Source organism: Pseudomonas sp. GW821-FHT07F01, from assembly GCF_059418825.1.
On record NZ_JBWKQO010000001.1, the window covers coordinates 391,839 to 417,344 of the forward strand.

At 64.9% G+C, this 25,506-nt stretch carries 26 protein-coding genes and 1 pseudogene; 8 read left to right on the forward strand and 19 right to left on the reverse strand.

What is annotated here, in order from left to right; all coding sequences use genetic code 11:
* Nucleotides 1–125: 125 nt before the first annotated feature.
* Nucleotides 126–1,022: a DMT family transporter gene (locus AC07R1_RS01805; protein ID WP_015635166.1), complete on the reverse strand. Its 897-nt coding sequence runs from the start codon at nucleotides 1,020–1,022 to the stop codon at nucleotides 126–128.
* A gap of 108 nt (nucleotides 1,023–1,130) precedes the next feature.
* On the opposite strand from AC07R1_RS01805, the gene AC07R1_RS01810 reads away from it, so the two are divergent.
* A complete protein-coding gene (locus AC07R1_RS01810; RefSeq protein WP_011060704.1) occupies nucleotides 1,131–2,465 on the forward strand; it encodes an aminotransferase-like domain-containing protein in 1,335 nt (444 codons plus the stop codon).
* 11 nt (nucleotides 2,466–2,476) lie between these two features.
* Here the strand turns inward: AC07R1_RS01810 and AC07R1_RS01815 are convergent, their stop codons facing one another.
* The 6 genes and pseudogenes from AC07R1_RS01815 to AC07R1_RS01840 all read right to left on the reverse strand — a co-directional run bounded on the left by AC07R1_RS01815 (nucleotide 2,477) and on the right by AC07R1_RS01840 (nucleotide 7,046).
* Nucleotides 2,477–3,340, reverse strand: a complete 864-nt coding sequence (locus tag AC07R1_RS01815) for a methyl-accepting chemotaxis protein (RefSeq protein WP_370059491.1) — start codon at nucleotides 3,338–3,340, stop codon at nucleotides 2,477–2,479.
* Nucleotides 3,335–4,324: pseudogene (locus AC07R1_RS01820) on the reverse strand (MCP four helix bundle domain-containing protein); the annotation flags it as partial. The pseudogene AC07R1_RS01820 and the gene AC07R1_RS01815, both read right to left, overlap by 6 nt.
* 27 nt (nucleotides 4,325–4,351) lie before the next feature.
* Nucleotides 4,352–5,233: an alpha/beta fold hydrolase gene (locus tag AC07R1_RS01825; protein WP_041774176.1), complete on the reverse strand. Its 882-nt coding sequence runs from the start codon at nucleotides 5,231–5,233 to the stop codon at nucleotides 4,352–4,354.
* An 87-nt stretch (nucleotides 5,234–5,320) separates the two neighbouring features.
* Nucleotides 5,321–5,842, reverse strand: a complete 522-nt coding sequence (locus tag AC07R1_RS01830; RefSeq protein WP_495110032.1) for an alpha-ketoglutarate-dependent dioxygenase AlkB family protein — start codon at nucleotides 5,840–5,842, stop codon at nucleotides 5,321–5,323.
* A gap of 53 nt (nucleotides 5,843–5,895) precedes the next feature.
* Complete coding sequence (locus AC07R1_RS01835) at nucleotides 5,896–6,213, reverse strand: hypothetical protein (RefSeq protein ID WP_053157779.1); 318 nt, start codon at nucleotides 6,211–6,213, stop codon at nucleotides 5,896–5,898.
* A 107-nt stretch (nucleotides 6,214–6,320) separates the two neighbouring features.
* The gene (locus tag AC07R1_RS01840; protein WP_053157782.1) at nucleotides 6,321–7,046 is read right to left on the reverse strand and encodes a murein L,D-transpeptidase catalytic domain family protein; all 726 of its coding nucleotides are present in this window, start codon (nucleotides 7,044–7,046) and stop codon (nucleotides 6,321–6,323) included.
* Nucleotides 7,047–7,199: 153 nt separating this feature from the next.
* On the opposite strand from AC07R1_RS01840, the gene AC07R1_RS01845 reads away from it, so the two are divergent.
* Complete coding sequence (locus tag AC07R1_RS01845) at nucleotides 7,200–8,771, forward strand: L,D-transpeptidase family protein (protein ID WP_019094448.1); 1,572 nt, start codon at nucleotides 7,200–7,202, stop codon at nucleotides 8,769–8,771.
* 183 nt (nucleotides 8,772–8,954) lie between these two features.
* Here AC07R1_RS01845 and AC07R1_RS01850 read toward each other — a convergent pair whose 3' ends face one another.
* Nucleotides 8,955–10,835: an amidohydrolase gene (locus tag AC07R1_RS01850; RefSeq protein WP_495110033.1), complete on the reverse strand. Its 1,881-nt coding sequence runs from the start codon at nucleotides 10,833–10,835 to the stop codon at nucleotides 8,955–8,957.
* A 114-nt stretch (nucleotides 10,836–10,949) separates the two neighbouring features.
* Between AC07R1_RS01850 and AC07R1_RS01855 the strand changes: the two genes are divergently transcribed.
* Complete coding sequence (locus tag AC07R1_RS01855; RefSeq protein WP_210456908.1) at nucleotides 10,950–11,321, forward strand: hypothetical protein; 372 nt, start codon at nucleotides 10,950–10,952, stop codon at nucleotides 11,319–11,321.
* Nucleotides 11,322–11,324: 3 nt separating this feature from the next.
* Entirely contained in the window at nucleotides 11,325–11,507 is a 183-nt protein-coding gene (locus AC07R1_RS01860) for a DUF1289 domain-containing protein (RefSeq protein ID WP_011060713.1), read from the forward strand.
* Here AC07R1_RS01860 and AC07R1_RS01865 read toward each other — a convergent pair whose 3' ends face one another.
* Complete coding sequence (locus AC07R1_RS01865) at nucleotides 11,508–11,993, reverse strand: hypothetical protein (RefSeq protein WP_011060714.1); 486 nt, start codon at nucleotides 11,991–11,993, stop codon at nucleotides 11,508–11,510. It lies immediately after the preceding gene.
* Between the two features lie 13 nt (nucleotides 11,994–12,006).
* A complete protein-coding gene (locus AC07R1_RS01870; RefSeq protein ID WP_011060715.1) occupies nucleotides 12,007–12,648 on the reverse strand; it encodes a LysE family translocator in 642 nt (213 codons plus the stop codon).
* 246 nt (nucleotides 12,649–12,894) lie between these two features.
* Here AC07R1_RS01870 and AC07R1_RS01875 point away from each other — a divergent pair, with 246 nt between their 5' ends.
* Entirely contained in the window at nucleotides 12,895–13,569 is a 675-nt protein-coding gene (locus AC07R1_RS01875; RefSeq protein ID WP_015635178.1) for a hypothetical protein, read from the forward strand.
* Nucleotides 13,570–13,655: 86 nt separating this feature from the next.
* On the opposite strand, the gene AC07R1_RS01880 is transcribed toward AC07R1_RS01875, so the two are convergent.
* From AC07R1_RS01880 to AC07R1_RS01910, 7 genes are all read right to left on the reverse strand, one after another.
* The gene (locus AC07R1_RS01880; protein ID WP_019094443.1) at nucleotides 13,656–13,874 is read right to left on the reverse strand and encodes a hypothetical protein; all 219 of its coding nucleotides are present in this window, start codon (nucleotides 13,872–13,874) and stop codon (nucleotides 13,656–13,658) included.
* A 196-nt stretch (nucleotides 13,875–14,070) separates the two neighbouring features.
* The gene (locus AC07R1_RS01885; protein WP_065363729.1) at nucleotides 14,071–15,123 is read right to left on the reverse strand and encodes an NAD(P)-dependent alcohol dehydrogenase; all 1,053 of its coding nucleotides are present in this window, start codon (nucleotides 15,121–15,123) and stop codon (nucleotides 14,071–14,073) included.
* 213 nt (nucleotides 15,124–15,336) lie between these two features.
* Nucleotides 15,337–16,182 (reverse strand): CAP domain-containing protein, encoded by an 846-nt coding sequence (locus AC07R1_RS01890; RefSeq protein ID WP_176707119.1) that lies wholly within the window; start codon nucleotides 16,180–16,182, stop codon nucleotides 15,337–15,339.
* Nucleotides 16,183–16,282: 100 nt separating this feature from the next.
* Nucleotides 16,283–16,978, reverse strand: a complete 696-nt coding sequence (locus tag AC07R1_RS01895; RefSeq protein WP_495110034.1) for a YwqG family protein — start codon at nucleotides 16,976–16,978, stop codon at nucleotides 16,283–16,285.
* Between the two features lie 85 nt (nucleotides 16,979–17,063).
* Nucleotides 17,064–17,684, reverse strand: coding sequence for a hypothetical protein (locus AC07R1_RS01900; RefSeq protein WP_495110035.1), 621 nt, complete (start codon nucleotides 17,682–17,684; stop codon nucleotides 17,064–17,066).
* Nucleotides 17,685–17,759: 75 nt separating this feature from the next.
* Nucleotides 17,760–18,254: a PaaI family thioesterase gene (locus tag AC07R1_RS01905; protein ID WP_125063169.1), complete on the reverse strand. Its 495-nt coding sequence runs from the start codon at nucleotides 18,252–18,254 to the stop codon at nucleotides 17,760–17,762.
* Nucleotides 18,255–18,358: 104 nt separating this feature from the next.
* Nucleotides 18,359–19,000 (reverse strand): hypothetical protein, encoded by a 642-nt coding sequence (locus tag AC07R1_RS01910; protein ID WP_123473178.1) that lies wholly within the window; start codon nucleotides 18,998–19,000, stop codon nucleotides 18,359–18,361.
* 665 nt (nucleotides 19,001–19,665) lie between these two features.
* Here AC07R1_RS01910 and mqo point away from each other — a divergent pair.
* From mqo to AC07R1_RS01925, 3 genes are all read left to right on the forward strand, one after another.
* The gene (gene mqo / locus AC07R1_RS01915) at nucleotides 19,666–21,303 is read left to right on the forward strand and encodes a malate dehydrogenase (quinone) (RefSeq protein ID WP_495110036.1); all 1,638 of its coding nucleotides are present in this window, start codon (nucleotides 19,666–19,668) and stop codon (nucleotides 21,301–21,303) included.
* 255 nt (nucleotides 21,304–21,558) lie between these two features.
* On the forward strand, nucleotides 21,559–22,281 hold the full coding sequence (locus tag AC07R1_RS01920; protein WP_015635183.1) for a GNAT family N-acetyltransferase: 723 nt from the start codon (nucleotides 21,559–21,561) through the stop codon (nucleotides 22,279–22,281).
* Nucleotides 22,282–22,348: 67 nt separating this feature from the next.
* Nucleotides 22,349–23,131, forward strand: a complete 783-nt coding sequence (locus tag AC07R1_RS01925; RefSeq protein WP_346624126.1) for a DeoR/GlpR family DNA-binding transcription regulator — start codon at nucleotides 22,349–22,351, stop codon at nucleotides 23,129–23,131.
* 116 nt (nucleotides 23,132–23,247) lie between these two features.
* Here the strand turns inward: AC07R1_RS01925 and AC07R1_RS01930 are convergent, their stop codons facing one another.
* On the reverse strand, nucleotides 23,248–24,045 hold the full coding sequence (locus tag AC07R1_RS01930; protein ID WP_495110037.1) for a nucleotidyltransferase domain-containing protein: 798 nt from the start codon (nucleotides 24,043–24,045) through the stop codon (nucleotides 23,248–23,250).
* An 87-nt stretch (nucleotides 24,046–24,132) separates the two neighbouring features.
* Complete coding sequence (locus AC07R1_RS01935; RefSeq protein ID WP_495110038.1) at nucleotides 24,133–25,461, reverse strand: MFS transporter; 1,329 nt, start codon at nucleotides 25,459–25,461, stop codon at nucleotides 24,133–24,135.
* Nucleotides 25,462–25,506: the final 45 nt, after the last annotated feature.

Genomic DNA, 25,506 nt, shown 5'->3' on the forward strand with positions numbered 1-25,506 from the left:
TTGACCATCGCGCTCGGTGCGCTCGCGACTATCTCTCCGACCTGACCCCCGAGCCCTTTGCGGCTCTTGCTTCATATCCCCGCGCAATCAGTGGCAGCCCGGCAAGCGCTGCCACTGCCTTGTACTTATTTGGAACACTTTCGTGCCCCGACCACGCAGAGGATCACCGCCACGGTGACCCCGAGCATGCCCAGGCTGACGTGCTCGTGGAGCAGGCCGGCGGCCAGGGCCAGGCCGAAAAAGGGTTGCAGCAACTGCAACTGGCCGACGGCGGCGATCCCGCCCTGGGCCAGCCCGCGGTACCAGAAGACAAAACCGATCAGCATGCTGAACAGCGATACGTAGCCCAGGCTGACCCAGGCCGGCAGGCTGATGCCACTAAAGGAGGCGGGCATGCTGAACAGGGTCAGTGCGGCCATCAGTGGCAGCGACAGCACCAGGGCCCAGGAGATCACCTGCCAGCCGCCCAGGGTGCGCGACAGCTTGGCGCCTTCGGCATAACCCAGGCCGCATACCAGTACGGCCAGGAGCATGAGCAGGTCACCCTCGGGCGAAGCCGTGAGGCCCTGGGACAGGGCATAGCCCACCACCAACAGGCTGCCGAGCACCGAGAACAGCCAGAACACAGGGCGCGGCCGCTCGCCGCCGCGCAGCACGCCGAACACCGCGGTGGCCAGGGGCAACAGGCCAAGGAACACAATGGAATGGGCCGAGGTCACGTACTGCAGGGCCAGGGCCGTGAGCAGCGGAAAGCCCAGCACCACGCCCAGGGCAACGATGGTCAGGGGCAGGAGCTGGGCGCGGCTCGGACGGCGCTGCTTGAACAGCAGCAGGATGCACAACGCCAGGAGCCCGGCGATGGTGGCCCGGGCCACGGTGAGGAATAGCGGGTCGAACTCCAGCACCGCGACCCGGGTGGCCGGCAGTGAGCCGCTGAAGATCAGCACGCCGATAAAGCCGTTGAGCCAGCCACTGGCGGTTTTTTCCAGGGCTGGGGATTGCAGGGTCGATGTCCGTTCCATTCGGGGAGTGCTCAAGAAGTGGGAGGCCGCAGCGGCGGGGGCTTGTGTCGAGCCCATCCTAGGATTGAAAATCAGCACAATCAAAAAATTGTCATGGATACAGCGCCTATGGCCCGTGCCCGCTACAAACAACTGGTGGACACCTTTGCCGCCGATATCCGTACCGGCATCCTTGCCCCCGGCACCCGCCTGCCCACCCATCGCGAGCTGGCGGCGCGGGAAGGGCTGGCCCTGGTCACTGCATCGCGGGTCTATGCCGAGCTGGAAGCCATGGGCCTGGTCAGCGGTGAAACCGGGCGTGGGACCTATGTCCGGGAAACCGCCTTGCCGCCAGGGCAGGGCGTGGACCAGCCCGCCACGGCACCGGGCACCCTGGACCTGAACTTCAACTACCCGGCGTTGCCCGGCCAGGCCGAACTGCTGCGTAGCGCCTTGCGCCAGTTGGCGGCGACCGGCGACCTGGAAGCCTTGCTGCGCTACCAGCCCCACGCCGGGCGCAGTCATGAGCGGGCCACGGTGGCGCGCTACCTGGCAGGCCATGGGCTGGTGGTGGAGGGCGAGCAGGTGCTGCTGGTCAGCGGCGCCCAGCACGGCCTGTCGACCACCCTGATGGCGTTGCTCAGGCCCGGTGATGTGGTGGCGGTGGATGCCTTGACCTACCCCGGGTTCAAGGTGGTGGCCGAGGCCCACGGGCTGGAACTGCTGGCCATTCCCCTGAGCGAGCAGGGGCCGGACCTGGAGGCCTTCGAGCGCCTGTGCCAACGGCGGCGGGTGCGCGCGGTATACGCCATGCCGACCCTGCACAACCCCATGGGCTGGGTGCTGGACCTGGCCTGGCGCCAGCGCCTGGTGGCGATTGGCCGGGCCCACGGGCTGCTGATCATCGAAGACGCCGCCTACGCCTTCCTGGCCCAGGATCCTCCCGCGCCGCTGGCTGCCCTGGCACCAGAGATCACGGTCTACATCTCGGGGTTCTCGAAGAATGTGGCCACCGGCCTGCGGGTCGGTTATGTGGTGGCGCCGCCGGCCTGGGTGGCGCTGATCGAGCGTGCGATCCGCACCAGCACCTGGAACACCCCGGGGGTGATGACCGCCATGGCCTGTGCCTGGATCGAGGACGGCACGGTGGCGCGCCTGGAGCACCAGAAGCGCGAGGATGCCCAGGCCCGCCAGGCCCTGGCCCGGGAAGCCCTGGCCGGGCTGGCCTATGTCAGCCATCCGAACTCCTACTTCCTCTGGCTGCCCTTGCCCGAGGAAGTCCGGGCCGATCAGGTGGCCATGGCGCTGCTGCGGGAGAAGGTCTCGGTGTCCACCGCCGAGCCCTTTGTCGGCGCCGGCCCGGTGCCCCACGCCATTCGCCTGGCGTTGGGCTCTGTGGCCATGGCCGATCTGGGCGTGGCGCTAGCCAGGGTCCGGCAGGTGATCGGCCGCTACGCCTTCTGAAGCGGCAAGCGTCAAAGCTTGAACTGGGTCACCAGGGCATTGAGGTCCACCGCCAGGCGTGACAGCTCCTGGCTGGCGGCATTGCTCTGGTTGGCCCCGGCCGAGGTCTGGGTCGACAGGTCGCGGATATTGATCAGGTTGCGGTCCACCTCGCGGGCGACCTGGGCCTGTTCCTCGCTGGCGCTGGCGATCACCAGGTTGCGCTCGTTGATGGTGGTGATGGCCTGGGTGATCTGGTCCAGGGCCAGCCCCGAAGCGCGGGCGGCTTCCAGGGTCAGGTGGGCGCGCTCGTTGCTGTTGCGCATGGCACTGACCGCACCTTCGGTGCCTTCCTCGATGGTGTTGATCATGCTTTCGATTTCCTGGGTCGACTGCTGGGTGCGATGGGCCAGGGCCCGCACTTCGTCGGCGACCACGGCGAAGCCGCGTCCGGCGTCCCCGGCCCGCGCGGCCTCGATGGCGGCATTGAGCGCCAGCAGGTTGGTCTGTTCGGCAATCGAGCGGATCACTTCCAGCACCTGGCCGATATTGCGCACGTCCACCGCCAGGTTTTCCACCCGCTGGCAGGTCTGGGTCACGTCTTCGGCCAGTTGGCCGATGGAGTCGACGGTGTGCTGTACCTGCTCGCGGCCGTGATGGGCCGTGCGGTCGGTTTCCTGAGAGGCTTCGGAGGTGCTCACCGCATTGCGCGCCACTTCCTCCACGGCGACGGTCATTTCATTGACCGCGGTAGCCGCCTGTTCCACTTCGTTGCTTTGCTGGTGCAGGGTCTGGCTGGAATGCTCGGTGACCGCGTGCAGTTCCTCGGCGGCGGAGGCCAGCTGGTTGGACGAATCGGCGATCCGCTGCAGGGTGCCGCGCAGGCTGGCCTGCATGGTCTGCAGGGCGTGCAGCAGGCGCGCCGGTTCGTCCTTGCCGCTGACTGCGATGCTCTGGCCGAGATCACCGCGGGCGATGGTTTCCGCTACCTCCACGGCCTGGCCCAGGGGGCGCACGATGCTGCGGGTCAGGAACAGGGCCAGGACCACGGTCAGGGCCACCACGACCAGCATGATCAACAGGACCATGCCCACCGCACCTTTGAACACCTGGTTGCTTTGCGCCGCCGCGGCGATACCGCCCCGGGTGTTGACGTCGATGATGGTCAGCAATTCCTTGAGCATGGCGTCGGCATTGGCCAGGAACGGGCCGCCGTCGACGATGTCGATCGCCGCTTCCTTGTGGCCCTGGCGCATCAGGTCGGTGATCCGGTGCTGGTCCTTGAGGTACAGCGCTTCGGCTTCGACAAAACGCTCGTAGGCGGCGCGTTCGTCGTCGACGTTGATCAGTTTTTCATAGGCCTGCTGTTGCCGATCCTGCTGTTGCTCCAGTTCGTTGAGGCGCGATAGCAAGGCCTGCACGTCACCGCTGTCGCGCACCACCAGCATGCGCAGGGTCAGGGTTCGGATCTGGGTGCTGGTCAGGGCCAGGGCATTGGCGGCAACGATGGATGGCTGCCAGTTCTGGTCGACCTCAAGGGATTGCTGGTTCATGCGTTGCATTTCCAGCAGGGAGAAACCTCCCAGGGCCAGGGCCAGCAGGGCGATCAGGGCGAAGCTGAACCCTGCGCGGCGGGAAATGTTCATCGTTCTCAAGAGCATGACTGTGTTCCTTGTGGCGGCAAAAAGTACAACCGGCGAGGCGAGTCGCGGTTTGCATCGGTGCGGTGCGCGGTGGGGCCAGGCCCCACGGCACCGTCGGCTTTTTGCACACAAGGCAGGCGGCAGGCGCATCTGATCGGCGCCTTTGTCCAGTGCTTTCCAGGATCGACAGGTTGCACGGCCTGCCTGGAAAACCCGCCAATGATAGCACGGTGACATCTGTCGCGGGCGCCTGGCCCGCGGCTTTCACCGGCCTTCGGTCTGGAGAAAGCCCTGGATGGAGCGGGCGCTGGTGGCCGGGTCGACCTGCATGAAGCAGTGCTGGCCGTCGATCACCTGGGTGCTCAGGTGCCGGTTGATGGCCGCCCAGCGCTTGATCGAGCGAGCCACGTAGGGGTAGCTGTCGCGGCCGTGGATCACAAGGCTTGGGGTCTTCACCTGGCGCAGCGAGCGCCACAGGCGGCGGGGAAAGGAGCTGTAGATATCCACTTCGCGCTCGGGGGCGCATTTTAGGGCCACGCCTTGTTCGTCGTCCTTCAGGCCGTGTTCGACATAGGCGGCCAGGGCCGCGTCGCTCCAGCCCTTGAAGATGCCCCGGTTGGCCAGCGCGGCCTTGGCGGCGGCGCGGTCCGGCCAGCGCCGGCGGCGGGCGGCGGCCTTGCGCGCGAGGCTGTGGCGGCGGTTCAGGCCCAGGGCCGACAGCACGCCCAGGGAGCCGATCATGGAGGGGGTGAAGATCACCGGGTCCAGCATCACCGCCTTGCGAAACAGTTGCGGGCGTTCGGCGACGATCAGGCAGGTGAGCACCCCGCCAAAACTGTGGCCCAGCGCATAGCGCGGTACCTCGCCATAGGCATCGAGCCCGGCTTCGAAGGCCTCGGCTGCCAGTTCCGCGGTGCGGTTCCAGCCGAGGAACGGGCCGCCGTGGTCGGTATCGCCGTGGCCCTGGACGTCACTGAGCCACAGGTCGAAGGACTCGGCCAGCAGCGCCAGCATCGGCTGATAGGCCATGGAGCAGAAACCGTTGCCGTGCAGGAAGTGCAGCAGCGGCTTGCCCGAAGGCGCGGAGCGCAGGCCGCGCAGGGTGAAGCCTTCGGGACAGGGGTAGGACCAGGGAAGCAACTGCATGGGGCCTCGGGGCAAACGCTGAATACAGCCGGGCATTGTCGATGGCCCGGCCCTTGAGTCAAGGGCCGATCCTGACCGAGTCCAGCACTACCCGGTCTTGAGCTGGCGAAACGACAGGCTGATGCGCTCGCCGGCGTCCGGCGCCTTGGGGATCGCGTGCAGCCAGTGTTTCTGCAGTTCGTCCGACATGTGCAGCAGCGAGCCGCTGGCCAGGCTGTAGTCGAAGGTGGCGCCGCTTTCCTTGTGGCGAAAGACCATGGTCCGGGCGTGGCCCAGGGAGACGATCACCACCCCGGTGCCTGTCACCAACTGTTCATTGGCGTCGGAATGAAAGCCCATGGAGGAGTGGCCGTCGGGGTAGCAGTTGAGCAGGCAGTTGTTGGGGCGAAAGCCCAGCAGTTGCTCGATGGGCCCGCACAACTGCTCCAGCGCTTCGGGCATCGGCACGGCGGGGTAGGTGATCTGGGAGTAGTCGTAGGGCGCGCCGAAACTGGCGGTCTTGCGCGCACGCATGCGCTCGTCCCACAGCACGGAGTCCTTGAGGTGGTTGAACAGCCGATGCGGGTCGGCGATGAAGTCGGGGAAAAAGTCGATTTCGGGTGGAGTCATGGGAGTACTGCCTGTCGTGAAGGACAGCGCCTGCGGGGGGCAGGGCGTGATCCTTATCGGTCCTTGATGGGTGCCTGGAGTGTGCCGCCTGCCACCGACTGGATAAACTGTGCGGCCTTTTGCCCCAGGTCCGCCTGGGAAGCGCGGATCAGCAGGACCAGGGGCGCCAGGGACAGTGGCTCGATGTCCAGCCGTTGCTGGCTGGAATTGCGCAGTATCAGGGTCAGCTCGGTCCACTGGTCATCGTCGGCGGTCCGGCTGTCGCCATCGGAATCCACATTGCAGCCAGCGCCCCACAGGTGTTCGGCCACCCGGTAGAACGCCGGGCGTGGTCCGGGCTGTTGCAGAAGCAGGGCATGTGGCGAAGGCATGGCGTGGAGCTCGGGCGAGGTGGCGTTCCAGGTCGGTAACGGTATCTCGCCGCCGGCGTGCGGCGCAACTGCGAAGAGGGCAGGCGCCGAGCATCCGGCCGGCTTGCTCAGCCGCCGTTGGCGCTGAGGATGCTCGCCACCTGGCGTGGCTGGCAGTTGAGGTAGGGCGAGGTTTTCAACCAGCGCTGGTCCGGGTACCAGGAGAACATGAACTGGCCATCCTTGAGCTTGTCTATCACCTGGCGCGCCACTTGCGGGCGCACCGCGGGGCAGCCCTGGCTACGGCCGATGCGGCCCTGGCGCTGGCTCCACAAGGGGTTCACGTAGTCGGCGGCATGGATCACGATGTCGCGGTCCCGGGCCCGGTCGTTGAAGCCCGGTTCCAGGCCGTCCATGCGCAGCGAGTAGCCATGGCTGCCTTCGTAGCTTTCCTGGGTGCGGAACAGGCCCAGGCTGGATTGGTAGCTGCCCAGGCGATTGGAGAACTGGGTAGCGAAGTTTTCCCCGGATTTCTGCCCGTGGGCCACCAGGTCGCGCAGCACCAGTTTTTTGGTCCGCAGGTCGAAGATCCACAGGCGCCGTTCGGTGGAGGGCTGCGAGTAGTCGATCACCGCCAGGTGGCGGGCTTGTCGGGCGCCGCTGCCTACCGCGCATTGCATGGCGCTCAGGGCACTTTTCAGGGCCTGGGGATTGAGTTGCGGGGCGGCGTGGGCGAGGCTGGCGTACAGCGTGGGGCTGGCGACGGGCTGGACTTTGCTGGCGGCGAAGGACGAAATGGAAAAGGCGCCCAGGGCAATGGCCACCAGGCAGAACCGGCACGAGAAATTCAACATGTATAGAGCGTCCCCATGGTCACTTTGGCTCCTGACGTCCTGTCGTTCCCCCGGCAGTCTGGTCTATATGTTTAATGCCCAGGCCCGATTGTTTTCCGCATCTGCCGTAATGGTTGGCCGCCCGCTGGGCGCCCACGGATTGGAGTAAAGCAGTTGTTCAAAAAACCCGCATGTTACTTGACCCTGTGCCTGCTCGCTGCGCCATTGGTCGCGCTGGCCGATGAGCTGCCACAGCTGTCGGCGAGCCCGATGCAAACGGCGCTGACGCAACTGGCCGTGGCCTGCCCGGCCCTGGCGCCGCGGCTCAATACCCCGGCCCAGCAGCTGTTGCAGGGCTTCTACCAGCAACAGGGCGAACAGCAGGTGTGGTCCGTGGCGGGCCGCCTGGCCAGCTTGCAGGCGCAGTTGGCGCAACTGGTGGACGACGGGCTGGACCCGGGCCACTACCGCCTGCCGCAGGCGAGCCCGGCGGGAGATGGCCTGTGCAGCGATATCGATATCACCCATCAGTACCTGCAAGCCCTGCAGGACCTGCATTACGGTCGCCTGGCGCAAAGCCGCTTCGAGCCTATGTGGCGGGCCCAGCCGCTGCCGGACGATCGCCAGAGCGCGCTGCTGGCGATTGCCGTGCCGGGCATCGCCCACATCGCCACGGCCTTCGAGCAGGCGCGCCCCAGCCTCGCGCAATACCGCAACCTGCGCCAGGCCTATGCCCATGAGCGCCAGCAACCCTTGCCCCAGTGGCAGGCCGTGGCCGGCGGCCCGTTGCTGCGCCCGGACATGCAGGACAAGCGGGTGCCGGACCTGGCCCTGCGCCTGTACCACGGCGGCTACCTGCAAAGCCCGGTGGTCAACCCGGACAACGCCTACAGCGGCGAGCTGGTCAGCGCGGTGAAGAACTTCCAGCTTGGCCATTCGCTGCAGGCCGACGGTGTGGTCGGCGCGGGCACCCTGAAAGAGATGAACATCAGCCCGGCCGAGCGCCGCGAACAGCTGCGCATCAACCTCGAACGCCTGCGCTGGCTGGCCCAGGATTACGAGCCGAACCTGGTGCTGGTGAACGTCGCCGCCGCCCAGTTGACCTTCTATCAGCACGACGCGGTGGTCTGGCAGACCCGCACCCAGGTCGGCCGCGCGGAGCGCCAGACGCCCTTGCTCAAATCCCAGGTCACCCGGCTGACCCTGAACCCCACCTGGACCGTGCCGCCGACCATCCTCAAGGAAGACAAGCTGCCGGAAATCCGCCGCGACCAGGGTTTCCTCAACCGCCAGAACCTGCAGGTGCTGGATGCCAACGGCCAGCCCCTGGCGGCCGAGGACATCGACTGGGACCGCCCCGGCAACATCCTCCTGCGCCAGGGCGCCGGCCCGCGCAACCCCTTGGGGCGCATCGCCATCCGTTTCCCCAACCCGTTCTCGGTATACCTGCACGACACCCCGAGCCAGGCGCTGTTCAGCAAGGGGCCGCGGGCCTTCAGCTCCGGCTGCGTGCGGGTCGAGCAGGCCCTGCAACTGCGCGACTGGCTGCTCAGCCCGGCGGAGCGGTTGCGCACCAACGAGCTGTTGGCCACCGGCCTGACCCACGAGTTCCGCCTGGCCAAGCCGGTGCCGATCCTGCTCAGCTACTGGACGGTGCAGGCCGACAGCCACGGGCAACTGCTGTATGCCCCGGATATCTATGGGCATGACCAGGTGCTGTCGACTGCGCTGGGCAGCAAGATCTGATGTGGCTGTGTGGGTGAAGGCAAACCCTGGCCAGGGAGCTTGCTCCCGCTGGGTGGCGTAGCCGCCCCTAGGCCCTCATGGCGCTCTAGCGGACGCAGGCTCTCTCGCCACCGGCGCCTTTGCGCGAGCAGAAAAAACGCCGCGGTGCCTGGATGGGCGTCGCGGCGTTTTCCATAGCGGGTTTCAAGGCTGCACAGGCGCCAGCCGGTCGTAGATCACATCCAGGGCCGGGCCCAGGTCGCCGTCGCCCTGGGCCACGGCCTTGATGCCCTGGGGTACCGGCAATGACGGATCGCCATGCATCCCGAACGGCGGCGGCAAGCTTGCCACCTTTGCCGGACGCTCATAGATCACCCGGCCTTCCTTGACGGTCTTGAGCACTTGGATCTCGCTCAGGGTCTCGGGTTTGACGGTCAGCGGGTTGGCCGAGAGCACCGCGAAATCCGCCAGCTTGCCCGGGGTGATGGAGCCTTTGCGGTCTTCTTCGAAATGCTGGTAGGCCGACCACAGGGTCATGGCCTTCAGCGCCTGCAAGGGCGTCACCCGCTGGTCCGGGCCGAGTACGTAGCCGCTGCGGGTGGTGCGGTTGACCGTGGCTGCCAGCACTCGCATGGAGTCCGGCTGGGCCACCGGTGCATCGTGGTGGGTGGTGAATTTCATCCCGGCCTGGAGCACCCACTGGGTCGGCGAGATGTTTTCCGCGCGTTCGGGCCCCAGCACCGACTGGCGATGCCAGTCGCCCCAGTAGTAGGTGTGCATGGGGAATAGGGAAGGGAAGATCTTCAGTTGCTTGAGTTCGGCCACCTGGTCCTTGCGCAGGGTCTGGCCGTGGATCATTACCGGCCGCACATCGACCCCGGGGTAGGCCTGTTCCGCGGCACGCATGGAACCGAGCAACTGGTCGATGGCGCGGTCGCCGTTGGTGTGGGAAAGGATCTGCCAGCGGTTGGCCAGGGCCTCTTTATAGATGGCCAGGGCGTCGGCGTCTTTGACCACGCCGTAGCCGGCATAGCTGGCGTCCTGGCCCTGGGGCGGCTTGAAGTAGGGCTGGCTCAGCCAGGCCGTCTTGCCCTGGGGCGAACCGTCCAGGGTCAGCTTGACCCCACCGATGCGAAAGTGCTGGTTGTACACCACCGGCTGGTTGCTCGGGTGATACCAGGGGGCGACCATCAGTTGCTTGACGCCGGGGGTGAGGATATCCGGGTAGGAGACGATGTCCGCCAGCAACTTGCCATCGCCCGCGGCCTTGATCGCGGTCTTGACCTGGTCCGGGGAAGAGCGGCCGTCCTGGATCGTGGTGTAGCCATAGCTGACATACAGCTTCTGCCCGGCGCTGAGCATGTCCACCGCCTGGTCGGCGGTGAGCTTGGGGAAGATCCTGATCAGGGCGTTGAAGAAGGCGTTTTCCTCCAGCACTCCGTTGGGTTCCTGGCTGCCGTCGACGCGGCGGATCACCCCGCCTTCCGGGTTGGGGGTCGACGCGTCGATCCCCGCCAGTTCCAGCGCCTTGCTGTTGAGCACCCCCAGGTGCGAGGACTGGTGGACGATGGCGATGGGCAGGTCGCGGGTCACGGCGTCCAGGTCGGCCTTGGTGGGGTGGCGCTGTTCCTGCAGCTGGGAATCGTCATAGCCAAAGCCGAACAGCACGCCGAACTGCTTGGGGATCGGCGACTGCTGTTCAAAGCGGCGCAGGGTTTCCTGGAGCCCGGGGATGCTGTTGTTGGTTCCATCCGGTGGCGGCAGCAGGTTGGCGCTGGCAGCCTGGAAACCCACCATCGACACATGGCCGTGGGGGTCGACGAAGCCCGGTAGCAGGGTCGCGCCCTTGAGGTCGAGCATCTGCGTGGCCGGGCCCTTGTTCTTGAGTACGTGTTGCCGGTCACCCACGGCGAGGATCTTGCCGTCCTTCACCGCCACTGCCTGGGCCTTGGGGTGCTGGTCATCGATGGTGATGATCGGGCCGTTGAACCAGATGGCGTCGGCCACCGGCGGCGTGGCCGCCAGGGCACTGGCACTGGCGAGCTGGAGCGCTGCCACGAGCAGCGCGAAGGAGGTCTTTTGCATGTGCGTTCTTCCTTGAAGCGGGCAGGAGCGCACTAGCCTAGCCGCAAAGCGCCGCCGCGGGCGAGTGGCTTGAGGTATGGTGTGCGGCCTTTTAGCTGCGACTCAAGGCTTGTCATGCCATTCAACAAACGCCAGCAGGCGGCCACGGAGCGCCTGCTGGCCGCCACCCTGACCGAAGCCTGCGAAGCCGCCAAGGCCGAAATCGTCGGTTTTTCCTGGCTGACCCACGAAGTGGACTACGCCGCCTTTGCGGCGAGCCTGGTGGTGGTCTGGGTCTTCGACACCCAGGCCCACAAGGAGCAGGCCCTGGCGGCCGGGCAGGGCGCGCGGATGCTCGAACTGACGACCCGGGCCCTGGAAGAGGCCGATGTTCACCTCGACGCCCTGGAAACCCGTGTGTTCTTCGACAGCGAAGAGCAATGCCGGCGGATCAATGGTGGCGATTGGGCGCAACGCCTGAAGCGCCTGCGCCCGGGCCGGGGTTGAGCCATGGCCAAGGAAATCGACAACCCCTGCATCGCCCTGTGCCAGCTCAGTGGCGACCTGTGCCTGAGTTGCGGGCGCAGCAAGGACGACATCCGCAAATGGAAGCGCATGAAGCGCCCGGAAAAAATGGCCGCCGTGCAGCGGGCCGGCATCCGGCTCAAGGCCTTGCAGAAAAAGAAGGGCTGATCAGGTATCGCTCTGGAATTGGCCGGCGCCCAGGCGCCGCACGCTCAGCCAGAAGTCTTCCCCAGGTTCGTACTCGGCCAGAGACAGGCGGTGCACCTGTCCCTGCTCGTCCTCCACCGTCAGGCTGGTCTCCCAGTCGAAATCCGGGTTCTGGGAAATGGTGTAGGACGGGTAAGGGCTGTTGATCTCGAAATGAATCGAGTAGACCTCCAGTGGCGGGCACGACAGCAGGCCTTGTGCGTACAGCTGCCAGACCTTGCGCATGCCGGGCACGCACAGGCGCTCGGCAAAGGCCAGGGCCTGGGGGATGTCGTCCCAGGCGGCCTGCACCCCTTGCTGCGCGGTCGCAAGCCGGCGCTGGGGCGGTTCGTTGCTGGGGTGCTGGACGTAGACCAGGCGGCTGCCGAACTGCAATTCGCATTGCAGCACGCCGGCAGTGGTTTCCCAGTGGCCCAGCAGCGATTCCTTGAGCAGGTCTATTTGCATCGCGCCTGAGGGCTCAGGCCGTTTGCCGGCGCATGGCCAGGATGGTGGTGCCGAAGAAGATAAAGGTGGAACCCACCACCCGGTTGACCCACTTGGACAGGGCCGGCCGGGTCAGCACGCCCTTGGCCCGGGAGGCCAGCACCGCGTAGACGCTGAGGGAGGTCAGCGACAGCGCCATGAAGATCAGGGTCAGGATGAAGAACTGCGGCAGCAGCGCGGCGTGCTGGTCGATGAACTGGGGGAACAGGGCGGTGAAGAAGATGGTCGCCTTGGGGTTGGTGGCGGCGGTCAGGAAGGCCGACTTGAACAGCTTCAGGCGCGGCGGCTTGCCGACCTTGGTGCTGTCTGCGCTGGCTTCGCTCAGCAGTTGGCTCTTGCTGAACAGCTGCTTGGCACCCAGGTAGAACAGGTAGCCGGCACCGATGATCTTCACCGCGTTGAAGATCCATTCGGAACTGGCGATCAGTGCCCCGAGGCCGAGCATGGCCGCGGCAGACATGCAGAACAGCCCGCTGACGTTGCCCAGCGATGACCAGATAGTGGACTTGGCGCCGTAGGCCACGCTGTTGTGCAGCGCCACCAGGGTAGCGGGGCCGGGGCTGGCGATGGCGATGGCTGCCACCAGGGTGTAGGTCAGTATCGAGTGAGCATCCATGGTCCGGACTCGTCTTGCAGAAAAAGGGGGCTTGATTCTATCGGGGCCAGGGCGAGCTGTATGCCAGAAATTGACGGCTTTATCGAAGGGCGCGAGCGGCGCAGGCCACCGCCTTCGAGGCGCATCGGTGCCCATTGTCAACCATTGCTGCAATCGATAGTTATCATCAAAAAGTGCAGGTTCCGTTTTTCCGGCAAAGGAGGAAGATAGCGCTTACACCGTGCTTGCTGCAGAAGGAAACACCCGATGAGAATCTCGACTCTAGTGACCCTCGTGGTGCTTTTGATCGCGGGAACCGGGGCTTCTGCGGCCACCCTCGCCACTGACGACGCCTCCTGCCACTTCCTGCCCATGGCCGACAGCAGCACCGACCTGCAGCACGCGCAGTCGGTAGGCGTGCTGTACAGCGAAAACACCATCAGCACCCTGCAATACCTGGAGCACTACCATGCGGTGGCGCTCAACGGGGCGAAGAATGCCGGCCTCGATCCGCGCATCAGCCAAGCCTTCGTCAACAGCTCGGACCCGAAACGGGCAATCGACTGGCTGATGGCTTCGCTGCAGAAGCATTTCGGTTCGGTGACCGTCTATGACAGCCTTGACGCGGTGGTCCAGGCCCACCCCGATGTGGTGGTGATGCTCGATACCTACAACCAGCTGGTGACCAAGCGCAACAGCAAGGTCGAGGCGCGCTTCATCGCCAAGTTCTATGACGCCAACCTGCAGTACATCGGCCAGGCAGCCGGGATCCAGGCCAAGGAACTGCCGTCGGTCTGGGTACGGGGCAAGGCGGCGCCGGAGATCGCTGCGCAGATCAACCAGCAGACCGAGTTGCAGGTCGATGCCCTGAAGCAGTTCGACGCATCGCTCAAGGCCCTGGTGAGCCAGGGCGAAGCGGGGCAGATGGCGGCCAACAAATGAGTTGCAGGCAGGCCTGATGAAAAAAAGCCCCGAATGTTCGGGGCTTTTGCTTTGTGCCTGGCCGGGGGCAGCCTGTGGCGCGGTGCCTAGGCCGAGGCCAGAACCCCCGCGACCAGCAGCGCTATGCCCAGGTACCAGCCCCAGAGAAAGGGCCGGGCTTGTGGGTCTTTCCTGGCGTAGACGTACACATAGAAGGGAATGAACAGGCTGAGGATGGCATTGCCCAAAGAATTCTTCAGGGCCACGCAGAAAATCGCGAACTGCATCGCCACCGTAAGTGCAAGCCCTGACAGGATCAGGAACATAACCATTGAATCGTCTCGCTATCGAATGAAGGTCGGTCACCCCCTCTGGTGCGTCGCGGCCCGGATGCGGGCAGCGGCGCGCCAGAGGGAGCGGTGTGACGGGTTATCGACACGGCGGTGCAAAGCAATAGGCAAGGGTGCCGTCATCGACCCTTCATTCACTTGCGAGCGTTCACTGCTGGTGCCAGGCCGGGTTTCAGGCGCCGCTGCCCAGGGACGCCATGTCGATCACGAAGCGGTAGCGCACATCGGCCCGTTCCATACGTTCGAAGGCCTGGTTGATGTCCTGCATGGCGATCATTTCGCAGTCCGGGAGGATGTTCTTGCGCGCGCAGAAGTCGAGCATTTCCTGGGTCTGGGCGATGCCGCCGATGGGTGAACCGGCCAGCCGGCGCCGGCCCAGGAGCATGGGCAGGGTCAGTTGTTCGTCGATCGGCCCGACCTGGCCGACGATCACCAGGGTGCAGTCGATGTCCAGCAGGGGCATGTAGGGCGAGACGTCGTGGCGCACCGGAATGGTGTCGATGATCAGGTCGAAGCTCGACTGGGCGCGGGCCATGGCCTGCGGGTCGCTGGACACCAGCAGTGCATCGGCGCCCAGGGCCAGGGCGTCGGCGCGCTTGTCGGCGCTGCGGCTCAGGACCGTGACCTTGGCTCCCATGCCCACCGCCAGCTTGACCGCCATGTGCCCCAGGCCACCGAGGCCGATGACCCCGACCCGGCTGCCGGGCCCGACATTCCAGGTGCGCAGCGGCGAATAGGTGGTGATGCCGGCGCATAGCAGCGGCGCGGCCTTGGCCAGGTCCAGGCCCTCGGGCACCCGCAGGACGAATTCTTCGCGCACCACCAGGTGCTTGGAGTAGCCGCCGTAGGTCACCTCGCGGGTGATGCGGTCCAGGCCGTTGTAGGTCTGGGTATTGTGCTCGCGGCACATCTGTTCTTCGCCCTTGCGGCACTGGTCGCACACCTGGCAGGAGTCCACCATGCAGCCGACGGCGACGCTGTCGCCGACCTTGTACCGCTTGACCTCGGGGCCGACGGCGGTGACCCGGCCGACGATCTCGTGGCCCGGGACCATGGGGTAGCGGCTGGCGCCCCAGTCGTTGCGCGCCTGGTGCAGGTCGGAGTGGCAGACCCCGCAATATAGGATTTCCATCGCCACATCGTTGGCGCGCAGGGCGCGACGCTGGAAGGTGAAAGGTGCCAGGGGAACCCCGGCGGACTGCGCTGCGTAACCGAAGGTTTGCATGATCAGCGTTCCTGTGTGAGGGAGAGCGAATGATCCGAAGGCAGGGCTACAAGCATAGAAGCCCCGGGCGCACCGTGAGGACGGCCGACCGATGGTTGTGCGGGCCAACCGGCCGCGCACCGCGCAGGCCGGGGTGAGTGAGTGTCGCTCCTTCGTTGTCCTGGGGGCCCGGTTGCAGCTTCAGGGCGTGGCAGCCACGCCCAGGCACTGGGCTCAGGGCGCGCCGAACATCGCGGTCCAGTAAATGCCGGCATCGCTTTTCGGGTCCACCGCGTAGGCCGCGCCCAGCTCGCTGTAGGCCGGGTTCATCAGGTTGGCGCAATGCCCGGGGCTGGCCAGCCAGCCGTCCACCACCTTGCGCACCGTGTCCTGGCCGGCGGCGATATTCTCGCCCACCTGCTGGCCGGCATAGCCTGCCAGTTCCGCGCGGTCACCCGGGGTTCGGCCGTCATGGTCCTTGTGGTCGAAGTAGTTCTGGTTGGCCATGGCCCGGCTGTGTTCCTCGGCGGTGGTACCCAGGGTGGCGTTCCAGGCCAGGGGCGCGGTGGCGGCAAAACCTTGGCCACCACATTGCCGGGGCTGGCCGCGGGCACTGTTGATCTGCGCGAGCAGTTGCTGGCCCTCGGCCTGCCAGTCCCCCAGGCGCGCGGACAGCAGCGGTCGCGCGAGCACGATGCGCCACTGGTTGGCCTGGCGATTGACACCGATATCGACGAACTGCGGGTCCAGCACCACCTGGCAGAAGCTCTCGCGCACCGCCTGCATCGCCGCCTGGGCATCCCGGGGGCCGGAGAGGCTGATGGCCTGCACGTTGACCATGGGGTAGGCCGCCCGGGCCAGGGCCTGCTGCAGGTCACCGACGTTGTCCACCGGCAGGATCAGCCGTGGGTCGCCGGTCAGCGGCGGCAGCTCCGAGGAGGCCTGGTTGGCGCAGCGTTGCGGCTGGCTGCGGTAGGCGTTGATCGATTCGATCAGTTGCGACTGGTCGTCGGCGACGGCGCCGGTGGCCGCCAGCAAGCCCAGAGCCAGGGCTGCGGCGGGCAAGAACAGTGAGCGCATGGGCATGCAAGTCTCCCGGGAAATGGACAGCGCCCATGATGCACCCGGCGCCGGGGCATTTCATCCGCCGGTTGATGAAATCGGTGTTAGCCGCTGCGCCTCAATGGAAGTCGAAGTACAGCGCCCATTCGCCGCTGCCGGGGTGTTTCCAGAACATCAGGCTGCCGCCGTGCACCACGTTGAGGTTGATCTTGGCGTCGGAGGAAATCTGCATCACGAATTCGAAGCCGTCCCCGACATCGACTCCCGACTGGCAGAACGAGGGGTAGCCCCCGAGCTTGTGCTGGTAGCAATGGTTCACCAGGTCGTAGTAGCACTCGATCTGCCCGGAGTTTTCCAGTTCGAGGATTTCCCGCTCCAGGTCCTCCGGCACCCCACCGCCGTCCCACAGCGGAAAGTCCGCGGGCACTGCCTCGGGCTTGAGCGGGAAGGGCTTGAGAAAGGCCCCGGGGGCAGTCAGGTCCTTGCGCACCAGCACATCCTCGGCACGGTATTCGCGAATCAGCCAGCGCTCGCCCATGGGTTCCAGGGGCTCGGGAAAGGGGTTGGCGACGAACACCGTGAGCACCCGCACGCCTTCCAGCAGCGGGCTGTGGAAGGGCAGCGCCGGCAGATAGAGCTGGGCGAACGGCAGCAGGGTTTCCCCGGCGCTGTTGCGCGGCAGCTCTTCATCCTCGCGAAACAGAAAGACCCGGCCCAGCCAGCTTTCCTCGTCGCTGCCGGAGGGGCGAAAACCGCCGGGAATCAATTGCAGCGCCGGCTTGGCCAGGCGGCGCTGGAGCTCTTCGATGTCCATGGTCAAATACAGTGTCCTATCTAGGGAGGGAGCGAGGTTGGATTTACAAGGGGAGCGACGCTTGTCCGCAGCTGGCGGGTTCAGGCTATTTGTGGATCTGCCTGACTACCTGGCCATATTTTGTTTGCAGATCGTGAATGGCAAGGTCGAGCCCTATACGGTCCCCCAAGTACTGAATCACCGACCACAACATGTGTGGAGAGTCTTGTTCAAGTCCGTAGTTATATAGATCCAGTTCTGCAATCTGACTTGCCGGGGTATCAAACGGGTGGTTTCGAACTGCGAAAACCAGTTGGTGCGGCTCACCGTCGGATAGGCCATACGAGCCGAAGATTGGTGGTCCTGCTGGAATTGCGTTTTCGTTGGGAAAGCAAATGGCAGTGTCAAAAATCTTTCCTTCGAACTCGACCCAGGAATGACTAAAGCATCCGCCTGGAGCTTGCACAGTGCCTATGTGAAGACTGGGGGAAAGACCCAGCTCATGGGCAAGCACGTAAAAGGCTGCAGAAGTGTCATGGCAAGCCCCGCGCCAGCCTTGCATCAGTGTGCAGGAAAGAATGAGCTGATAGAGCTTGAGTATCTGCTGGCCGGACTCGAATTCGGCGGCTATGAATTCGGCACGCATAAGCCAAAGATCCAACAGGCGCTGTCGTTCAACAGGGTCCGACAAATCAGTATCAAAGACTGCAGCATTGTTCGTCGTCATAGTGGCTTCCTGATAATACTGAGGGAGTCTGGAATCGACTGACTCTGTCGAGCCATAGTCAGTCGAATTGATGGATCAGCTTTCACGACCATGAGCAGCGGCGGCCAGCTGGCTGGTATCGACCCGCACGAAGACCGAATCGCCAATGGCGGTCAGCACATCGCCGGCATATACCTCGCAGATCACCTGGCTCTTGCGGCCTACTTCACCCTCGACCCTGGCGCGCAGGGTCAGGGGCACGCCCATGGGGGTGGGCTTGATGAACTTGATGCCCAGGTTGCCGGTGACGCAGTCGATGCGTGGCAGGCTGCCGGGCTCGCGCTGTTCGTTGCGGTAGTGGTAGGCCATGGCGGTCCAGTTGGAGTGGCAGTCCACCAGCATCGCGATCAGGCCGCCGTAGACCAGGTCCGGCCAGCCGCAGTACTTGGCGTCGGGCAGGTGCTCGGCCACCACGTGCACACCGTCCTCGTGCCAGTGGCTCTTGATGTGCAGGCCGTGATGGTTGCTGCTGCCGCAGCCGAAGCACACGCCTTCGGGGGCGGTGGTGTCTTGCAGTGAGGTCGGGTGCATGGTTGTTCCTTGTTGTTCTTGGGGGCGCGGCGCCGGGTGCTTTCCCGGCGTTGCAGCGCAGCATCCTATCCAATTTGCCTGAACGATCGAAGGCCGGATTGCAGCTAGCTGGGGTAGTGCATGGTCAGCACGGCCCAGCGCAGGTTCTCGACCCCGGGTACTTCGCCAATATCGCGGGAGGCGTGTTCGACCCAGCCGGTGTATTCCTCGACCGTCTCCAGATGCTTTGTCCATTTATCCTCTGTGAAGCCGACGCCGAAGATGATCACGCTGCCGCTGGCGACCTTTTCTTCCTTGGCCTTCAGGCGTGTCATGTACCAGTAGTCGTCCGATGCCGAGATGAACAACTTGCCTTGGTTGGCGTTGGCAAAGGGCGCCTTGAGTTCGATGAAGTGGAAGCGCTGCTTGTCTGCGTCGCGGATCCACAGGTCACATTGCTTATGGTGAATGTCCATGTCGGACCAGCGCTGGTCCAGGGCGACCTTGTATTCCACGCCCACGTCGCCGAGCCAGCCGTCGCGTGGCCCGGCCAACCCCCGGTGCTGGATCAGCCAGAAATAGAATTCGAACTTCAGCCAGCCCTCGAAACCATTGCCGAGCACGCTGAGGGCCGAGGGAAGGTGCGGGCGCTCCTGTTCCCAGGACTTCAGGAACGCGCGGAACTCTGTTGCAACACTGTCGATACCTGGCATGGCCGTCCTTTGCAGTAAATGGGTGAAGGTGGTGTTGTGGCGCGGAGCCATCATGCATCAAGGTCGCCTCTTGGCGAAGGCGCATTTGCCGCTGTGAATGAGGGGCGGCCAGCGTCGTTGTGACGCATTGATTGCGGCAGGTGTCGTACAGCGTCGAGGTTTTCCCGGGCGGGCGGCTCGTGGCTCCGGCCAAGACAGGCTGATGCCGTAATGATATTCTTGCGCTGAATCGGTTCATCGTTTGTGCAGAAATACCTTACCCGTGCTTAGCTTCAAGTGGCCTGTTCGGGTCCCTTGCAAGGCTGTGGGAGTGTCTGCACGACCCCGCCGAATGTAATGTCAGGCAGTGTTCGTTTACCTCTTTGGTTGAACCCGACCCCTAATTTCCTGTTGGCCCCCGCAGTTGCGGGCGTCATTCTTGTTCGTCCGGCAGTTTGCGGCGCGCAAGGTCGGGCAGGGGGAAACTGCCTGTTGGTTGCGTCCCGTGACGTGCCCTGAGAAACACTGTCACTCAAGTAGCTGAAGCCAAGAACGACAAGAAGTCAGCGCCGGAGCGATATAAAACTGAGGTCGAGCCTGTCTCGTCGGCCTTGTGTGCCCACCCTCCAGTTCTTTTGAATGTGTTGGTCCAGGACCTGCGAAATGACTGTTTCGCAATCACCGGAGTACGCAGGATCGAGGATGGGGCGGCGGATGGCGTTCTATCGTAGGTACTCAGAATGTTTAAGAAAGTGAACACGGCCCTGATCGGGCTGGCGATGTCGATAGGCCTCACGACCGCGCACGCGGCTGAGCCGAAGAAAGTGGATGTGCTGCTGATCGGTGGCGGCATCATGAGTTCGACCCTGGGGGTCTGGCTCAATGAGCTGCAGCCGGATTGGTCGATGGAGATGGTCGAGCGCCTGGACGGCGTCGCAGAAGAAAGCTCCAACGGCTGGAACAACGCCGGTACCGGCCACTCCGCTTTGGCCGAGCTGAACTACACGCCGGAAGGCAAGGACGGCAAGATCGAGATCGCCAAGGCCATCGAGATCAACGAAGCGTTCCAGATTTCCCGGCAGTTCTGGTCCTGGCAGGTCAAGAACGGCGTCCTGAGGAACCCGCGTTCGTTCATCAACTCCACCCCGCACATGAGCTTTGTCTGGGGCGATGACAACATCAAGTTCCTCAAGGCCCGCTACGAGGCCCTGCAGGCCAGCCCGCTGTTCAGTGGCATGCAGTACTCCGAAGACGCCGAGCAGATCAAGAAGTGGGTTCCACTGATGATGGAAGGTCGTGACCCGGCGCAGAAGATCGCTGCGACCTGGACCCCGATCGGCACCGACGTCAACTTCGGCGAGATCACTCGCCAGTTCGTTGCCCACCTGCAGGCCCAGCCCAACTTCGCGCTGAAACTGTCCAGCGAAGTGCAGGAAATCGAGCGCAATAAAGACGGCTCGTGGCGCGTGACCTACAAGAACCTCAAGGACGGTTCGAAAACCGAGACCGACGCCAAGTTCGTGTTCATCGGCGCCGGCGGCGGTGCCCTGCACCTGCTGCAGAAGTCGGGCATTCCTGAAGCCAACGAATACGCCGGCTTCCCGGTGGGTGGCTCGTTCCTGGTGACCGACAACGCCAGCGTGGCCGAGCAGCACCTGGCCAAGGCCTACGGCAAGGCTTCGGTCGGCGCGCCACCGATGTCGGTTCCGCACCTGGACACTCGTGTGCTGGACGGCAAGCGGGTGATCCTGTTTGGCCCATTCGCTACCTTCTCCACCAAGTTCCTCAAGGAAGGTTCGTACTTCGACCTGCTGACCAGCACCACCACCCACAACTTCTGGCCGATGACCAAGGTGGGCATCGAGCAGTACCCGCTGGTGGAATACCTGGCCGGCCAACTGATGCTGTCGGATGACGACCGCTTCGCCGCGCTGAAGGAATACTTCCCCAACGCCAAGCAGGAAGACTGGCGCCTGTGGCAGGCCGGCCAGCGCGTGCAGATCATCAAGCGTGACGAAGAGAAGGGCGGCGTGCTGAAACTGGGCACCGAGATCGTGGCCTCCGAAGACGGCAGCATCGCCGGCCTGCTGGGCGCGTCCCCAGGTGCTTCGACCGCCGCGCCGATCATGCTCAGCGTGCTGCAGAAAGTCTTCAAGGACCAGGTAGCGACCCCGGCCTGGCAGGAGAAGCTCAAGCAGATCGTGCCGAGCTACGGTACGGCCCTGAACGACAGCCCTGAGCGTGTGGCCAAAGAATGGGCCTACACCGCTGAAGTGCTGCAACTGACCCCGCCACCGCCGGTCAAGGGCGCGGCGCCTCAGGCTCCGGCCAGCCTGGCCAAGCCAGAGAGCAACCCAGCGGCCGACATGGCGCTGTAAGCCCTCGGCCCCGCCCGCGTTCGTCGGGCGGGGCACCGCGGATGCCCCGGTGCATCCGCATCCTGTGCCGGTTGCGGCCATGGCCCCGCCATAGCCGCAGCCCGCCAGTCTCTTGCTCCCGATCCCATTCGCGCTTTTTCGCCGATGCACGCACCCGATGCGCTGCCCGGTTGTGCGCCTGTGTCACCCGCGCCGGGTTATCATGGCGCGCCCGCCGTAGCCGGGCCTGCCCCAACCCTCGGAGTCACCGCCTCGATGTCCAGCATCACCCTGTTCCAAGCCCCGCCGCCCGAAGCCATCCAGAGCCAGATCCAGCAGATGGTGGTGGACTACATCACCGACGTCAGCGCGGTGGCCATCGCCCCGAGCAACCCGCTGTACAACCTGTACCAGTACGGCGTCGGCTATGAGGTGCACCTGTACCTGCAGGCCATGGACGGTTCCCGGGGGATCGCGGTGGAGCTGGTGGTGGCCACCGACCCGCAGGCCCCGGACCAGGTGCTGGGTTTCACCCTGTACCTGCCGGTCAAGGACGATCCCCAGGCCTGCGCCGTGGCGTACATGGCGGTGCTGCAAGGCCACCGGCGCCAGGGTATTGCGCGGCAGATGCTGCAAGCCATGCTGGCGCGTTACCCCCATGCGGAACTTGCCTGCAACGTGGCCAAGGTGGGGTGTTTCGAGGCCCTGGGCTTCCAGCTGCTGGGCGCCCGCGGCCCGCAGGTGCTGATGAACACCCGGGACCACGGCAGCGACGGCCTGCTGGCGGTGCTGGATGTGGCACCGATCTACCAGTCGGTGGAAGTGCGGCAGATCCACACCTACCTGCTGGCCCAGCACGGGCGCAAGGCCATGCTGGAAGCGGAGAAAAAGCGCGACCGGCAGTTGGACCAGATGACCCGCCAGGCCCAGGCGCTGGTGCGCGAGCGCCTCGGGGAAGCGGCCTTGTACCGCTCACGGGCGCCGCAGTTGATCAACTGATCGGGTTGCTTGTTTTTGCCCGAGTGTCTGTGTAGTTTGGCGAAAACACGCAATAACGGGCATAAACATGCAAGGTCAACACCCGCCAGCCGAGCTGCCATCCTTGCGTCGGCAAAAAATCCTTCTGCTGCTGGAGCGCGACGGCAAGGTCATGGCCACCGAACTGAGCCGGCATTTCGCGGTGTCCGAAGACACCATCCGCCGCGACCTGGCGGAGCTGGATGCCGCGGGACTGGTGCAGCGGGTCCATGGTGGCGCGCTGCCGCGGCCCAAGGACAGCGGCAAGGACTATTTCACCCGGGTCGGCGAAACCAATGAGGCGAAACTGCGCCTGGCGCAATATGCCGTGCAATGGGTGCAGGACGGCCAGACGGTGCTGTTCGATTCCGGCTCCACCACCCTGCACATCGCCCAGTCGCTGCCGGCGGGCATCAGCCTGACCGCGGTCACCGCCTCGCCGATGATTGCCGTGGCCCTGGCCGAGTACCCCAAGGTCAGGGTGATTCTCGCCGGTGGCCAGCTCAACCCGGCAACCCTGTCCGCCAGCGGCCATGAAGCACTGCGCATGATCCAGGGAATCAAGGCCGACCTGATGTTCACCGGCGTCTGCGCGATCCACCCGGAGATCGGCATCAGCTCCCTGCATTTCGACGAGGTGCCGATCAAGCAGGCAATGTTCGACAGTGCCAGCGAGGTCATCGCCGTGACCACCGCCGACAAGCTCGGCGCCATGGAACCCTTCGTCGTGGTGCCATGCAACCGCTTGCACCGGCTGGTGACCGAGCAGGAGGCGCCGGGTGTGGACATCGAAGGTTATCGGCAGTTGGGGATCGAGGTGCTGCAGGTCTGATCCGGCAGCGACCCCCGTTCCGGCGCCGTTTGCAGTAGATGGGGCAGCGCCTCGCGGGGTTGAGCCGTTTAGAAGCCCTGGTGCAGCCGTTGCCGGGGGCGGTGCAATTGCAAGGGTCAATTCCTGGATGGCGGCGGGGCCAGTGCCTGGCTCATCCACTGCGCCATCTGCCGCAAGCGGTCGCTGAAATCGGCGCCGGCGGGGGCCGTTGCCTCGGCGGCCTGGCGAAACACGTCGATGGGGCCTGCCATTTCCGGGTAGTGCTGCACAAACAGCCGCACGTGCTCATCCAGGCTCTGGGGCCAGCTCGGCTCCTGCTCCTGGCGCAGCAGGTTGGTGGCGCGAACGAGTTTGCGCGAGGCCTGCCGTTGCAGCCGGAGGACTTCGGCGGGCATCTGTTCGCGGTCGATGCGCTCGGCGTAGTCGTCCAGCACTGCGAGAAAGTCACCGTTCACCGCCAGGGCAATCTCCCGGCTGGGCCTGAAAGGTGCAAAGCGCGAGCGCAGGTCTTCGCCCCAGAGGCAGCGGCAATGGTGCTTGAGCCAATAGCCCCAGCTGTCGAGGTTCCGCGTTTCCAGTACCTGCTTGAGGTCGCCGATATCGAAATCGATCTTCGACACCAGCGGGTGGCGCGCTTGCAGGGCCTGGCGCAGGTTTTCCAGATGCAGGCACGCGGCCGGGGCGGCGGGATCTTGCAGGATCAGGCACAGGTCCAGGTCGGAAGCTCCAGGCCGGGCGGTGCCACGGGCGACGCTGCCGTACAGGTACAGGCTATGCAGCGGCGGGCTGGCGGGAGCGGTGAGGGCGGCGCACAGCTCGTCGAGCAGGGCTCGGTACTCGGGCTGCAGGGGTGGTTCGGCAGGAAGGGCGATCAAGCCGTCGGCATCGACGCCGAATGCGCTATCGGGTGACATGGGGTGGCCTGTAATGCGGGTTCAGCGGCCACCTTAGCAAAGTCTGCCCGGGCCGTTGGAGCGGCCCGGGCAGGGTTGGGTCCAGCCTCAGTTCTTGAAGGCCGAGTGCTTGCGGCCCTGGTCGAGGAAGGCGAACACCACCACCAGCACCGCGGCGACGGAGAGAATGATCACCACGCCGTCGGTGGAGTGGGTGGCCGAGGCCGTGACCAGGGACAGAGCGCCCAGCGGCGCCAGGCCACCGGCGATGGCGGTGCCGATCTCGCGCCCGGTGCCGAAGCCCGAAGAGCGGGTCGCGGTGGGGAACTGGCGGCTGAGGAAGGAGCCCTGTGGGGCGAACATCATCGGCGCCAGAATGCCGGTGCCGACGCCGATGGCGATGTAGATCATCAGGCTCTCACCGGTGTTGAGCAGGGCCAGGAAGGGGTAGGCGAACAGCACCGAGAACAGCCCGCCGAGGATCAGCACGGTCTTGCTGCTCCACTTGTCGCAGAGCCAGCCGAAGAACGGCACGGCGACGATGGCGATCAGGCTGGCGATGGTCACCGACAGCGAAGTGACGTGCACATCGACGTTCTTGTACTGGGTCAGGTAGGCCAGGGAGAAGGTCTTGAAGATGTAGCTCAGGGCGTTGTAGCCCACCGCCACGAAGAACACCACGGCCAGGCCCTTGAGGTCGTTCTTGAACAGCGCCTTGAGCGGCGAGGCCTTGGCTTTCTGGCTTTCCTTGCTCAGTTCCTTGAACTCCGGGGTTTCCGGAATGCTGTTGCGCACCCACAGGCCGACGGCCACCAGGACGATGCTGCAGACGAACGGAATGCGCCAGCCGCCGGCCAGCAGGAAGTCGTTGCCGTTGATGGTCAGCAGGTAGATGGTCAGCGACGACAGCAGCAGGCCGAGGTTCAGCCCCAGCGCCGGCCAGGCGCCCTGGCTGCCGCGCTTGCCTTCGCTGGCGTGTTCATAGGAGGTGACCGCCGCGCCGGACAGTTCGGCGCCGGCGCCCAGGCCCTGGATGATGCGGATTGCCACCAGCAGGATCGGCGCCCAGATGCCGATCGACGCGTAGCTGGGGATCAGGCCGATCAGCGCGGTGCACACGCCCATCAGGCAGAAGGTCAGCACCAGTACCTGCTTGCGGCCGAACTTGTCCCCCAGGTAGCCGAACAGAATGCCGCCGAAGGGGCGGGCGATAAAGCCGATGGCAAAGGTCGAGAAGGCCATCAGGGTGGCGCTTTTCGGGTTGCTGTTATCGAAGAAGATCTTCGAGAAGACGATGGCCGCCATGGTGGCGTAGAGGTAGAAGTCATACCACTCCAGCATCGAGCCGAAGATGGTGGCCGCCGCGACCTTGCGCAGGCGTTTCTTGGTTTGCTGTGGGGTTTCCGCTGCAGTACTGCTGGTTTCAACTGCGGTCATATCCGTACATCCTCATGAATCATTGTAGTTATTGTCGAGTTGACG